At 49.7% G+C, this 13,227-nt stretch carries 9 protein-coding genes; 6 read left to right on the top strand and 3 right to left on the bottom strand.

Features of this window, described 5'->3' with window-relative positions; translation table 11 throughout:
- The first annotated feature begins 98 nt into the window (after window positions 1–98).
- From IPL32_16875 to IPL32_16865, 3 genes are all read left to right on the top strand, one after another.
- Window positions 99–608: a hypothetical protein gene (locus IPL32_16875; protein ID MBK8467492.1), complete on the top strand. Its 510-nt coding sequence runs from the start codon at window positions 99–101 to the stop codon at window positions 606–608.
- Window positions 529–4,467: a hypothetical protein gene (locus tag IPL32_16870; GenBank protein ID MBK8467491.1), complete on the top strand. Its 3,939-nt coding sequence runs from the start codon at window positions 529–531 to the stop codon at window positions 4,465–4,467. Before IPL32_16875 ends, IPL32_16870 begins: the two co-directional genes overlap by 80 nt.
- 504 nt (window positions 4,468–4,971) lie before the next feature.
- Window positions 4,972–6,669 carry a M20/M25/M40 family metallo-hydrolase gene (locus tag IPL32_16865; protein ID MBK8467490.1) on the top strand — a complete coding sequence of 566 codons (1,698 nt, stop codon included), beginning with the start codon at window positions 4,972–4,974 and terminating at the stop codon, window positions 6,667–6,669.
- 94 nt (window positions 6,670–6,763) lie between these two features.
- Here the strand turns inward: IPL32_16865 and nth are convergent, their stop codons facing one another.
- Window positions 6,764–7,429 (bottom strand): endonuclease III, encoded by a 666-nt coding sequence (gene nth, locus IPL32_16860; protein MBK8467489.1) that lies wholly within the window; start codon window positions 7,427–7,429, stop codon window positions 6,764–6,766.
- Between the two features lie 86 nt (window positions 7,430–7,515).
- Between nth and IPL32_16855 the strand changes: the two genes are divergently transcribed.
- The 3 genes from IPL32_16855 (at window position 7,516) to IPL32_16845 (ending at window position 11,337) form a co-directional block, all read left to right on the top strand.
- Window positions 7,516–8,640 (top strand): DegT/DnrJ/EryC1/StrS family aminotransferase, encoded by a 1,125-nt coding sequence (locus tag IPL32_16855; protein ID MBK8467488.1) that lies wholly within the window; start codon window positions 7,516–7,518, stop codon window positions 8,638–8,640.
- A gap of 97 nt (window positions 8,641–8,737) precedes the next feature.
- On the top strand, window positions 8,738–9,931 hold the full coding sequence (locus IPL32_16850) for a carbohydrate binding domain-containing protein (protein ID MBK8467487.1): 1,194 nt from the start codon (window positions 8,738–8,740) through the stop codon (window positions 9,929–9,931).
- A gap of 23 nt (window positions 9,932–9,954) precedes the next feature.
- Window positions 9,955–11,337, top strand: coding sequence for an O-antigen ligase family protein (locus IPL32_16845; protein ID MBK8467486.1), 1,383 nt, complete (start codon window positions 9,955–9,957; stop codon window positions 11,335–11,337).
- 7 nt (window positions 11,338–11,344) lie between these two features.
- Here the strand turns inward: IPL32_16845 and IPL32_16840 are convergent, their stop codons facing one another.
- Window positions 11,345–12,211: a CDP-alcohol phosphatidyltransferase family protein gene (locus tag IPL32_16840; protein ID MBK8467485.1), complete on the bottom strand. Its 867-nt coding sequence runs from the start codon at window positions 12,209–12,211 to the stop codon at window positions 11,345–11,347.
- Between the two features lie 79 nt (window positions 12,212–12,290).
- Window positions 12,291–12,899: a phosphatidylserine decarboxylase gene (locus tag IPL32_16835; GenBank protein MBK8467484.1), complete on the bottom strand. Its 609-nt coding sequence runs from the start codon at window positions 12,897–12,899 to the stop codon at window positions 12,291–12,293.
- Between the last annotated feature and the right edge of the window lie 328 nt (window positions 12,900–13,227).

Below are 13,227 nucleotides of genomic sequence, written 5' to 3'. Positions count from 1 at the left end.
TTACACCCTTTGTATTCATATTAAATTCACTGAAAAGTTCTTTTTCAAAGGGATCTTCCCCTGCAAAAAACTTTGGACTTCTGGCTATTATTTTTGCAATGCTGCTAAGTGTTTCAGCTTACGGTGCCAGTTCTCGTCTAGGGTTTTTAGACTCGACAGCACAGTTTTTCGGATTGCAGAGTAGTGTCGCACCGATTTTTTCCGGTGCACAATCTGCGATACCTGCGAATACAATTACGATTACCACTCGCTCTGCCGGATCGGCTCTCGCGGGTAATACTGTAGCGGTATCGCTTCCGGTTATTAACGCGACACCGGGGCCGATCTCTATTCCGATCACAGTGGGTGATGTGACAGGATTAGGAGTTATCTCATATGACCTCCAGATGGATTTCAACCCTGCGGTTTTGACGCCTGCTGTTGCACCTGTCACAACGACGGGAACACTCAGCTCTTCAATGTCTATAACGCCGAACACGTCGAATGCGGGACACATTATCATCTCGGCATTTCAGGGAGCTTCGGTGATTGGTTCCGGGAACACTGCTTATCCTCAACTTCAATGTTGTGGGTACGCCGGGACAATCGAGCAATCTTGTTTTCAATGACTATACTAATCCGTCCGGCGGATTCCATCCCGGGTTTATGTTCAACGAAGGCGATCCGGTCGCAGTGCCTTCAAGCGGAAGCGTGACTATACCTGGCGGCTCGACTCCAACAAATACGGCGACAAATACTCCGACAGCGGCTAACACGGCAACGTTTACACCGACGCCGACGGACACGCCGACAGCGACATCGACATCGACAGCAACGCCTACTTCGACTGCGACATTTACACCTTCAAATACGGCTACGAATACGCCTTCGAACACAGCGACGAATACGCCAACAAACACTCCTGTATTTACGGCAACATCAACTAACACGCCAACAAACACTCCTGTGTTTACGGCAACGTCAACGAACACGCCGACTAATACGCCGGCAAATACGGCAACCAATACAGCGACTAGCACGGCTACTCCAACAGCAGCGGGTACGCCTAGCGGAGTGCCAGTGTCGTTGCCAAACATAAGTGCAACGCCCGGCCTCGTTATTATTCCTATAACTGTTGGAGATCTGACAGGGTTGGGAGTTATCTCGTATGACATGCAAATCTCGTTTGACCCGACAGTTATGACGCCGGCCTCACCGCCCACGGATACCGTCGGAACGCTGAGCAGTGCAATGTCGATAACTCCGAACTCGGCCAATGCCGGACACCTGATCGTTTCTGCATTCCAAGGAGCGTCATTGATAGGCTCGGGAACGCTCATCAATCTTCGATTTAATGTAATTGGAACTCCGGGACAGTCGACCTCTCTTGTATTTGAGGATTACACGAATCCGACTGGCGGCTTCCATCCAGGATTCATGTTTAATGAAGGCGATCCGCAGGCCGCTTTGACAAACGGAAGCGTAACAATTCCGGGCGGAGCGACCCCGACAAATACCGCAACAAATACGCCGACAGCGGCTAACACAGCAACGTTTACGCCGACGCCGACAGAAACGGCGACTGCAACTTCAACGGCGACCAATACGCCAACTAACACACCTGTGTTTACGGCGACTTCGACGAATACGCCGACAGAAACGGCTACGTCAACTAACACGCCGACAGAAACGGCTACGTCAACTAACACGCCGACTAACACTCCGGCAAATACGGCAACCAACACCGCGACGAGCACGGCAACAGCAACGTTTACCGCGACGCCCGCAGGAACTCCGAGTGGAGTATTGGTGTCGTTGCCGAACGTAATTGCGACACCAGGTGTGGTGATCATCCCGATAACGGTCGGAGACCTGACAGGTTTGGGAGTGATCTCTTATGACACGCAAATCTCCTTTGACCCGACAGTTGTGACGCCAGCCTCACCGCCAACGGATGTGGCCGGAACACTAAGTTCTGCGATGTCGATCACACCGAACGCATCGAATCCGGGACACCTTATTATCTCTGCATTCCAGGGAGGAGCATTGATAGGGTCCGGAACACTGATAAATCTAAGGTTTAATGTGATCGGAACACCGGGACAGTCTACAAACTTGGCGTTTGAGGATTACACGAACCCAACGGGCGGCTTCCATCCTGGCTTTATGTTCAATGAAGGCGATCCGGCTGCATCAACAACGAACGGTAGTGTAACCATACCGGCCGGAACAGCTACACCTACAGAAACGGCTACGGCAACGAACACAGCGACGCCGGCAAATACGGCAACGTTTACACCGACGCCGACAAACACAGCTACGTCAACTTCGACCGCCACGTTTACGCCAACACCGACGGCGACAAATACGGCTACAAATACGCCAACAAACACCCCTGTGTTTACGGCGACATCAACTAATACGCCAACGGCATCTGCCACGGCAACATTTACACCGACAAATACTGCGACCTCGACAAATACGCCATCGGCGACTGCCACGGCAACATTTACACCGACGGCAACAGCTACGGCGACATTTACACCGACGTTTACGCCGACTCGGACTAACACTCCGACGCCAACGTCGACCGCCACATTTACACCGACGTCAACAGCTACGGCAACGAATACTGCGACGGCAACTGCTACATCGACACCTTCGGTAAATCCGGTGACTGTCAGCTTGCCGAACGTAAGTGGAGCAACAGGTAGTTTGATCGTGGTGCCTATTACGGCAGGTGATACAACGGGCAGAGGAATTATTTCCTACGATATGCAGGTGACGTTCAATCCGGCGATACTTCAGCCTGCCGGTGGAACTGCCTGTACAGCTAATGCCTGTTTCGATCAGGTCGGAACGCTGAGCAGTGCGATGTCGATCACGCCAAATACCTCGAATCCGGGACACTTTATCATCTCGGCATTCCAGGCAGCGAGCCTCACCGGTTCCGGTACATTGTTGAACCTGAGGTTCAACATTGTCGGCACTGCGGGACAATCGACAACGCTTGTGTTTGAGGATTACACCAGCCCGACACCGACATTCCATCCTGGATTTGTCTGGAACGAAGGTGATCCACCGGCAGCGACGACGAATGGCAGTGTTACGGTAAGCGGAGGCACGGGAACACCGACCTTTACACCAACGTTTACTCCAACAAACACACCGACGAATACACCGACATCGACGGCTACGAACACGGCAACGAGTACGCCGACAAGCACCACGACGGGAACAGGTACTCCGACGAATACTGCGACGGCAACAAACACGGCGACTGCTACAGCCACTGCCACCGCGACCTCTACGCCTGGCGGAACTCCTGTGGTCGCATTTAGCTCGACGACGTATGTCGAAGACGAATCGCAGACGGCGCTTATTGCGATAAACCGTACGGGTAATCTGGCCGGTACGACCGTAGTGAACTTTGCTACGTCGAACGGCACAGCAACGGGCGGTGCTGCATGTACATCAGGTGTTGATTACATCAGCGTTTCGCAGTCAGTGACCTTCGCTCCAGGCGAAACAACTCAGGGTGTCAACGTAGTGATATGTGGCGATACTCTGGTCGAACCGACACAAACCGTCAATCTCACATTGACCGGTGCAAATGTCGGAACGCCTAGTGCGGCTGTTCTAAGCATTAACGACACGGCAAACGCATTCCGTGCAGCCGGAGCCATTTGCACAACGCTTGGTTCGCCGGCTTCACCGTATCCGTCAACCATTACGGTTGCGGGCGGACCGGTACAGATCGGAGCACTTCGTGTATCGCTTTATGATGTGGCACATCAGATACCGGATCACATGGACTTCCTGCTTGTCGGCCCGACGGGACGACAGATGATCCTGCAGGCTGATGCCGGAGGCAATCTGGAATTGGTTAACCCTGTTACTTTGACGTTCTCAGACGCTGCCGGTCAGGTACTGCCAAATTCGGGAGCCCTGACGACCGGAGTATTCGAACCAACAAGCTGGGAGGCTGGACAGCCGAACTTCGCAGCACCTGCACCTGCCGGGCCGTATAACGAACCGGGCAGCACTGTAGGCGGAACGGACACTCAGACGTTGAATGGTAACTTCAGATTTACCAATGCTAACGGTGTCTGGAGCCTGTACATGCGTGACGATGCCGGGTTGTTCGTCTCACCTGCTAACATCACAGGTTGTGTGAACGGCGGTTGGGGTATCGAATTCCTGACATCCACAGCAGCAGCTAATGCTTCTGTTTCAGGACGAGTGATGACCGCTGACGGTGCCGGCATACGCAATGCGAAGGTCGTTATTACAGGCAACTCGCTCGCAGAGCCGCGTATCACGTCAACAGGTTCATTCGGATACTTCTCGATCGAAGGCCTCGCGGTAGGCGAAACTTATGTTGTAACGGTGAACTCACAGCGTTACACATTCTCGACGCCTAGCCAGGTACTCAGCCTCTTTGACAATGTCTCAGATGTTGACTTCATCGCTAATCCGCAGGAATAGTGAATCAGAAAAATTGCTTGGTTATTCTTAGCTGAGTGAATTAAGAAAAGCGGCTGTCATGAATTTTCAGGACAGCCGCTTTGTTTTAGCCAACGCTCAAGAGGAATGTCCGCTTATGGCTCACGGCCTAAAAAAAGATCTTGCCTTTGAATGCAGAATATGATATGATCTTGCATCTATGAAACGCTCTTTTTGGCACTCTTGTGTCTAAAAAGGTTCGCGGCCTGAGTGTAAGACAACGTCTTATCATTTTTTCAAAAGTGGTGGAATATGCTGGAAAAATGACTGTAACTGTTGAAAATAAACAAGTTCTGCGTTCCAATAAAGAGTCGAACGGGGCTGGAACGGTGTGGAATGGTGGACGACTGAAAATGAGATAAAGCATTGTGCAGCAATGAGTTGCAGAGTGTCGGCGAATTTGACGTTCCACTGATAAGCAATATTGAAACGCGACACTTGGTGAAACTTTATTGGCCGATCTACTGTATTATTTGAACAAATATTATGAAAATCAGGACACTCATTCATTACGCAGTTATTGTTTTACTACTTCAATCATTTATCCTGCCGCTGAATTTATTTGCGCAGGACAAGTCCCAAGCCGACATATATGCGGCTATTCGCAAGGAAGCGAATGAAAACTCAAGGATAATGAACACGCTTCATTATTTCAGCGACGTTTACGGGCCGCGGCTAACGGGCAGCCCAAATTACACCAACGCCGCAAAATGGGCGATGCGTGAAATGCTGTCGTGGGGATTTGATAACGCTGCTCTTGAGCCGTTTGAGTTCGGACATCCGGGCTGGGTCAATGAGCGTAATACAGGCCTAATGATCTCCCCGGTGCAGGATACACTCGTATACGAAGTTCTGGCATGGACGCCTTCGACAAAAGGCGTTGTAGTTGCGGACGGTGTCAGTCTTGTTATTCCGACATTTCCGTCGGCAGAAAATCCTCAGGTTATTCAAATGCCGACGCAGGCAGAATTGACTGCGTATTTTGATAGCGTAAAAGCTGACGTGAACGGCAAGATCGTCCTTGTCGGCAAACCCACGTTTATAGACCAGTCAAAAGAACCGACACCTAAGCGCATTTCCGAAGAAACGATGAGATGTCGAATGGACCCGACTAAAAAACCCGGTGAATGCGGTCCCGGACCTTTTCCCGGCGGTGGAAATAATGCTCAGCCTACGCCGAGGCCGAACGCTTTGAAGGGCGAGCAAGTGAGCGAACAGCTAGACAGATTTCTTCTCGAAAACAACGTCGCGGTCCGCATTAACCAATCACAGCTTGATCGCGGAGCCGTACGAGCTTTTAACAACCAGACTTTCGATATTACAAAAGTGGTTCCCACCGTCGTGATGCGTAACGAGGATTTCGGCAGAATCTATCGTTTGCTTGCCAATAAGACCAAGGTAAAGCTTGAATTCGATCTCCGCAGCCGTATAGTGCCTGACGGTGTGACAAGCTATAACGTCATCGGTGAGATCAATGGATCGGACAAAAAAGACGAGGTCGTCATGCTCGGCGGACATCTTGATTCATGGCACTCCGCAACGGGAGCAACTGACAACGCTATCGGCTGCGCGACTATGATGGAAGCGGCGCGTATCTTAAAAGCGATAGGCGTAAAACCGCGACGCACGATCCGTGTTGCCTGCTGGGGCGGCGAAGAACAAGGCCTGATCGGTTCGCAGGCTTACGTCAAGCGGCACTTTGGTTCGGTGGAAAATCCGACCCCTGAATTTAACAAATTCAATGGATACTTCAATATTGACTCCGGCACAGGGCGAGCTCGAGGCCTTAGCATCTTTGGCCCACCTGAGGCTGCTACGGTACTTCGCGAAGCTCTTGCTCCATTTTCAGATCTCGGTTTTGCGGGTGTTGTGAGTATCAAAAGCAGGGGATTGGGCGGGACGGACAGCACGTCGTTCAACAACGCAGGACTGCCGGGAATCGGTACTACGCAGGACCCGATCGAATACTTCGGCGTGACATGGCACACTAACCTCGACACTTATGAACGCATAATCGAGAGTGATGCAAAATCGTCGGCGATCATATTTGCCGCCGCAGTCTATACGCTGGCGATGCGTGATGAGATGCTGCCTCGTTTCAAAGCGGGTGAGATGCCGGCTCTTACGACGCCTTCTCCGTCAGCAACGCCGGTTATGTCGCCGTCACCAAGCGTAACGAAGTAGTACTGTTTTAAAAAACTCTGCGTTCTTTGCGACCTTGCGGGAAATTTTCTCCCCAGAGCCACAAAGGACGCAGAGAAAGAGAGGAGTTTTGATTTTAAGCTCCTAAAGGTTTTTTAGTTATGCTCAACCCGATTTTGGGACAGATATCATTGAGGACACACTCGCCGCATTTCGGGCGACGGGCGATGCAAACTTGTCGTCCGTGATGGATCATCCAATGCGGAAACATCACCCAATGTTTTTTGGGGATTAGTTGTTGGAGATCGTTCTCGATCTTTTCAGGAGTTTTATTTTTTGTGAGTCCCAAAAGCTGCGAGATACGCGAGACGTGAGTGTCAACCACGACTCCCGATGCAATGCCGAATGCGTTGCCCATAACAACATTCGCAGTTTTGCGGGCGACGCCGCCTAACGAGAGAAGGTCGTCCATCGTTCTCGGCACTTCACCATTGTAGTGATTGATCAGCCGTTCACATGCTGCCTGAATATTCTTCGACTTATTGCGAAAGAAACCTGTTGAATGTATATCTCTCTCGAGCTCGGTCTGTGGAACCTTTAAATAATCTGCGGGGCTTCGATACTTGCGAAACAGATCGGCCGTGACGATATTTACACGAGCGTCGGTACACTGAGCTGAAAGAATCGTCGCGATCAACAGCTCGAACGGCGATGTGTGATTCAAAGCGCAATGTGCATCGGGATAAGCCTTTTTCAGCCGTTTTATTATCTCGTTAGCGCGAGCCTTTTTATCGGTGATCATTGTGGTAAGATTTAACCACAAAGACACAAAGGACACAAAGAAATCACTATTTCTTTGTGCTCTTTGTGCCTTTGTGGTGAAAAAAAATGCAGGTTTCTTTGCTCGACTTAAAAGAACAAAATCAATCGCTTCGTCCAGAAATTGAGGCCGCGTTGGGGCGTGTTCTCGATACAAATGGCTTCATTCTCGGCGGGGAAGTTGCAGAACTGGAAAAAGAACTCGCGGCCTATTGCGGTACTAAATATGCAATAGGTTGTGCCTCGGGAAGCGACGCTATTTTGCTTGCATTTATGGCGTTAGATATTGGTCCCGGCGACGAGGTCATTACAACGCCCTACAGTTTTTTTGCAACGGTCAGCTCGATCACGCGGCTTGGAGCAACGCCAGTATTTGTTGACATTGATCCGCAAACATATAATCTCGATGTCTCTAAGGTCGAATCAAAGATAACGCTGCGAACCAAAGCGATCGAGCCGGTTCATCTTTATGGCCAGTGTTCAGACATGGCCGGACTGAAGGCTATCAGCGAGCGGCACGGAATTCCGCTTGTCGAGGACGCAGCGCAGGCTATCGGTGCGGAAGAAAACGGAACTCGTGCCGGAGCGATGGGAGCGGTTGGCTGCTTTAGCTTTTATCCGTCCAAAAATCTTGGCGGAATGGGTGACGGCGGATTTGTTACTACAAACGACGATGCTCTCGCAAAAAAACTGCTTGCCCTGCGTGTTCACGGTTCCGAAGAAAAGTACTATCACAAATATGTCGGATTAAATTCTCGGCTGGATGGCTTTCAAGGTGCTGTCCTGCGCGTGAAGCTGCCTCATCTCGATGAATGGACCGACAAGCGTCGAGCAAATGCGGAGAACTATCGCAGATTGTTTACCGATCTTGGAACTGCCGAGCAAGTCGGTCTGCCGATAGAACGCACAATCGCAAAACATATCTACAATCAATATGTTCTCCGCGTTCCGCAAAAACGTGATGAACTTCGCGCATTCCTGACTGAGAAGGGAATCGGAACCGATATTTACTATCCGGTTCCGCTGCATTTGCAGGAGTGTTTTGCGTATCTAGGTTATTCCGAGGGAGACATGCCTGAATCCGAAAAGGCTGCGCGTGAAACGCTGGCGCTGCCGATATATCCTGAGTTGCGGATCGAACAACAAGAATACGTTGCTGAGGCAGTAGCAGAGTTTTTTCGCTTAGAGACGTAAGATGCAGGACCTGATAGTAATTGATTCGAGAAATCCAAAGTCGCGACTAGTACTATTTGCTGTCGTCATTTGTGCGGTCATATTATTATGGTTTGTGGTGAGTCGACAACTCGGCAGCATGATCGCGGACCTTACAGGGCCCAACAATCCGGACGCGAAAGCGGCTGCGGATCTTGCAGTCAGTTTAGCTCCAGGAGATCCTGTTACACGTTGGCTGGCAGCGTCGGCGGAAACAAACGGCACCGCCGAAAACCGCCTCGAATCTGCAGCCAAATTGCTTGAAGACGCTGTTAGGCTTTCGCCTTTTGACTATCGCTGGCGTGTCGAATTAGGAAGAGCCTATGAACAGGCAGACAAACCAGCGTCAGCCGAAATTGAATTTAAGCGAGCTGTCGAACTTGCTCCGACCTACGCTTATTCGCGATGGCATTTGGGAAATTTTTATTTACGTCAAGATCGGGTCAACGAAGCGTTTGCCGAGTTGAGGAAGGCGGCCGATAGCAATAGAACATATAGGGAGCAGGCATTCTCCCTCGCGTGGGATTATTTTGACAAAGATCCTGAAAAGGTTGAGCAGATTGCTGCCGACACGTCTGACGCCAGAGCAAGTCTCGCATTATTTTTTGCGGCACGAGGCAGAGCGAGCGAATCGCTTCGCATATGGAATTTGTTGTCTGAAACCGAAAAAGCAGCCAATCCGCAAGTCGCCAAAGATATTGCGCAAGGCTTGTTTATTCAACGCATCTTTCCACAGGCGCTGGAGTTTGCTCGTCAACTGGGCATCGACGCTGACGCTCGACTGAATGCCGTTACAAATCCGGGTTTCGAACGCGTAATTGGTGCAGAGGAAGATTCGAGATTTGACTGGCGCATAAATCGAAGCGATTCGAAGATCGATATTACAACCGATTCAAGTGTCAGACATACAGGTTCCCGCAGCCTTAAATTATCCTTTCGCACTTACCTGAAACCAGAGCTTTACAATGTATTCCAAACAGTCGTCGTAGAGCCGAACAAGAATTACCATTTGAGTTTTTGGGCACGAACAGAGAGTCTGAAGAGTTCTGGCGGCCCGTTCATTCAGGTCGTAAATGCGAATGATGATAAGCCAATTACTGCTTCAAAAGCATTTCAGACTGGGACAAATGATTGGCAGGAGTATTCAGTTGATTTTCGCACACCTGAAAATTGTAATGGCATTACTTTCCGAACAGTTCGCCAACCCTGTGGTGACCAATGCCCCATCGTCGGAACGCTTTGGTACGATGATTTTGAACTCACGACCCGTTAAGTAACAAACAACGACATTCAGTTATGACGCGCTTGAACAAATTTGCATTCTTTCTTATTTGCACGATCGTCGTTTTTACGACCGCTGCTTATGGAACAGTGCATCAACCAACGCTCGTACTCTTCTATGTCTTTGTTACAGCGTTGCTGATTCTGTGGGCAGCAGATTCGCTGACAAGCGGTGAGGTGCGATTTAGTCGGAGCGTGCTTCAGATTCCACTGTTTGCTCTTGCTGTTTACGGCTTTGTACAGTGCATTCCGCTGGGTACGTATGCCGAGTCCGCGGGAATTTCAGGCATACCTCGAACTATTTCGATGGAGCCTTTTGCAACGCAGCTTACAGCTCTTCACTTATTGGCCCTCGGAATATTTTTTTCTGTCACGCTAGTTTATTTGGACAGTGCTCAACGACTTCGACGAATGGTGACCTTCATCATCGTCTTTGGATTCATATACGCATTCTTCGCAATTTTGCAATCTGTTCTAAGCCCGACACGGATATACGGGATATACCAGAGTCAATTTGGCGTTCCCTTCGGCTCGTTCGTAAATCGACATAATTTTGCTGCATTCATCGAAATGGCGATCAGTATCCCACTTGGCCTTTTGTTTGTTGGAGCCGTCAAACGTGACAAGCGATTGCTTTATGTTATTGCCGTCGTGCTTATGGGATCTGCTCTTTTGCTAAGCCTGTCGCGAGGCGGTTTGGTGTCTTTGATCGCCGAAATAATTCTCCTAATAATATTAACGACGGGCTCGTCAGGCGGAAAGAAGATTGTATTAAAGGTCGCCTTGTCCTTTTCGCTGATCGCCGCAGCGGTTGGCGGAGCGATCTTTGTAGGCGGCGATACGTCGCTCACACGTTTTGCGGAGTCGGCGGCATCGCAGGATATTACATCAAATCGCATTCATATTTGGAATGTCACCCTAAAAGTGATCGCCGCTAATATGCCCTTTGGCACCGGTCTTGGAGCATATACGCAGGCTTATACGGCATTTGATACCTTGAGTGGAATCGAGATGGTCGAGCAGTCGCATAATGATTACCTGCAGATTGTGTCGGATGCGGGATTGATCGGACTTCTGATCGGCGGTTTGTTCTTATTTTGGTTCTTTCGAGAGGGCATTAGAAATTCGCGCCGGCAGAATACATTTCGACGCGGTGTCGCAGTCGGGGCTTTTGCGGGTTGTTTTGCGGTTTTGGTTCATAGTCTATTCGATTTTGTATTGCATATTTCGGCGCTGTCGGTGTTATTCCTAACGTTGCTAGCGTTGCTCGTAGCCAGTGGACGTAGATTTGAAGACGATATAAAAGAATTTGACAAACCGATGTCAAAACGTCGCCGTTCCGCCAGCGTTACTTCCATTGGCGGGAAGAAACACGAACAAGTGGAACAAACCGCTTAAAAAGCAATTAATGACTCGTTCGAGATGGTTTCACAACTCGGCCCAGCAGCCGAGCGACCCACCATATCGGGCCATGGACAACATAGATCGCTGCCAGAATCAGAAGCGCATATTCCGAGTAGAACCAAACCGACATCGCCGCTGCGGCTAAAGCTAGGACCAGAAAGATGCCTTGGGGCCCTTTTCCTGCGGTCTTCATGCTTGTATATCGGATGGTTGAGACCATTAGGATTGACAACGTCGCTATAAGGCCCAACAGAGCATAGGAGTAATAATGAGAAGGGGCGTTGCCATATGCGGTGAGTGGTAAAGGAGCAAAATGAACTATGGCCGCCAGTAGACCGCCGGCGGGCGGAATAGGCAAGCCGACGAACGACTTCTTATCGACCTTAGTTGCACCTTCGATAAGCTTGACCGGACGTGTTGCCTGTAGGTTGAAACGTGCGAGCCTAAATGCCCCGCACATAAGGAACATAAAAAGTATAAATACGGCCAGGTTGTGCCCAAATGTGTTTTCGGTAAAAGTCGGGCCAAATGCCCAGGCGTAAATGAGCGCCGTTGGTGCGATGCCGAATGTTAGGACGTCGGCCAAAGAGTCAAATTGAACACCGATCTCAGTAGCGGTCCTCGTGGCACGGGCTACGCGGCCGTCAACCGTGTCAAACAAAATAGCTAAACCAATGGCCAAACCAGCACGATCAAAATAACTGGCTGCCAGATCGGGATGTGTATCCGCAAGTGAAAAGCCGCGTATCGATGACAAAACCGCAAGATAGCCCATCGCCACGTTAGCCGCAGTGAAAAGGGTTGGGATTACATACAATCCCTTTTTCAAGCCTCGATGCGGAGCTTTTTCTTCTATTTCATCATCCATACGATTTTAGCGAAAGGTGAAAAACCAAAGTGAAGGAGCAAAGGCGAGTTTTCTGTACGTCACCTTTTAGTTTTCAGTCTTAACTTTTAATTGTTGCGATTATCGTTTCACCGCCGCGGACGCGGTCTCCGATCTTTACCTTAAGTTCGACATTGCCGGGCATTAAGATATCGGTTCTTGAACTGAACTTTATCAGGCCGAATTTTTGTCCGCGTTCTAAATTATCGCCTGACTTTGGCCAACAAACAATGCGTCGTGCAAGTATTCCGGCAATTTGTGTACAGGTCACGGTGACATTTTCGCCTTCGATCACGAGAGAGTTCCGCTCATTCAAAAAGCTCGCCTCATTACTGGTCGCCGGCATTTTTTTGCCTTTGGTGTAGATGATGTTACTGATCGTACCACCGATGGGTGATCTGTTAATGTGAACATCGAGCGGCGAAAGAAATACACTGACCAATTTCGAGTCATCACCTTCTTCTATGCGAGTCACACGTCCGTCTGCTGCCGAAACTATCAAACCTTCACCCGTCGGAATGATCCGCTTGGGATCGCGAAAGAAGTAGAGCATGAATGCCGCGATCGAAACAAAAATTACTGCCGCCGGCCACATTTGGAAAACGCCAAAAACGACAGCGATCACTAATGGTACTAAAACAAATGGAATGCCTTCTTTGACAATAAACACAAGGCTCAATTTTACACAATTTCACCCACTTTATCGAAAGCGCAAAAAAGCCCGATGCTGCAAGACATCGGGCAAAGGAGGATCAGAGAGGAACTTAACTTCTTATCGGATTGTCCTTAGCAAAGCTATAGGCACACCAAGCGGCGAATAAGTGGATGACCCATCCAAATAAACCCGCCGAACCGATCCATGAAAAGCCCGTTAAAATAAGCCAAATTATGCCAATTAATATCCGGCCATTATAGATCTGGCCGAGTCCGGGGATCAGTAAACTTAGTATTCCTGCTAATAAAGGTTCTCGCATCGTAGTAAAGTGCCTCCAGTATTA

It is taken from the genome of Chloracidobacterium sp., assembly GCA_016711345.1.
GTDB lineage: Bacteria > Acidobacteriota > Blastocatellia > Pyrinomonadales > Pyrinomonadaceae > OLB17.
The sequence above is the reverse complement of the archived record's forward strand: the minus strand, read 5'-3'. Positions and strand labels throughout refer to the sequence as shown.

Bases quoted from the DNA above. Each gene is read 5' to 3' on its own strand.
- IPL32_16845 (MBK8467486.1), top strand. From the start codon at position 9,955: ATGACGCGCTTGAACAAATTTGCATTCTTTCTTATTTGCACGATCGTC.
- nth (MBK8467489.1), bottom strand. From the start codon at position 7,429: ATGATCACCGATAAAAAGGCTCGCGCTAACGAGATAATAAAACGGCTG.
- IPL32_16875 (MBK8467492.1), top strand. From the start codon at position 99: ATGCTGCTAAGTGTTTCAGCTTACGGTGCCAGTTCTCGTCTAGGGTTT.
- IPL32_16855 (MBK8467488.1), top strand. From the start codon at position 7,516: ATGCAGGTTTCTTTGCTCGACTTAAAAGAACAAAATCAATCGCTTCGT.
- IPL32_16840 (MBK8467485.1), bottom strand. From the start codon at position 12,211: ATGGATGATGAAATAGAAGAAAAAGCTCCGCATCGAGGCTTGAAAAAG.
- IPL32_16865 (MBK8467490.1), top strand. From the start codon at position 4,972: ATGAAAATCAGGACACTCATTCATTACGCAGTTATTGTTTTACTACTT.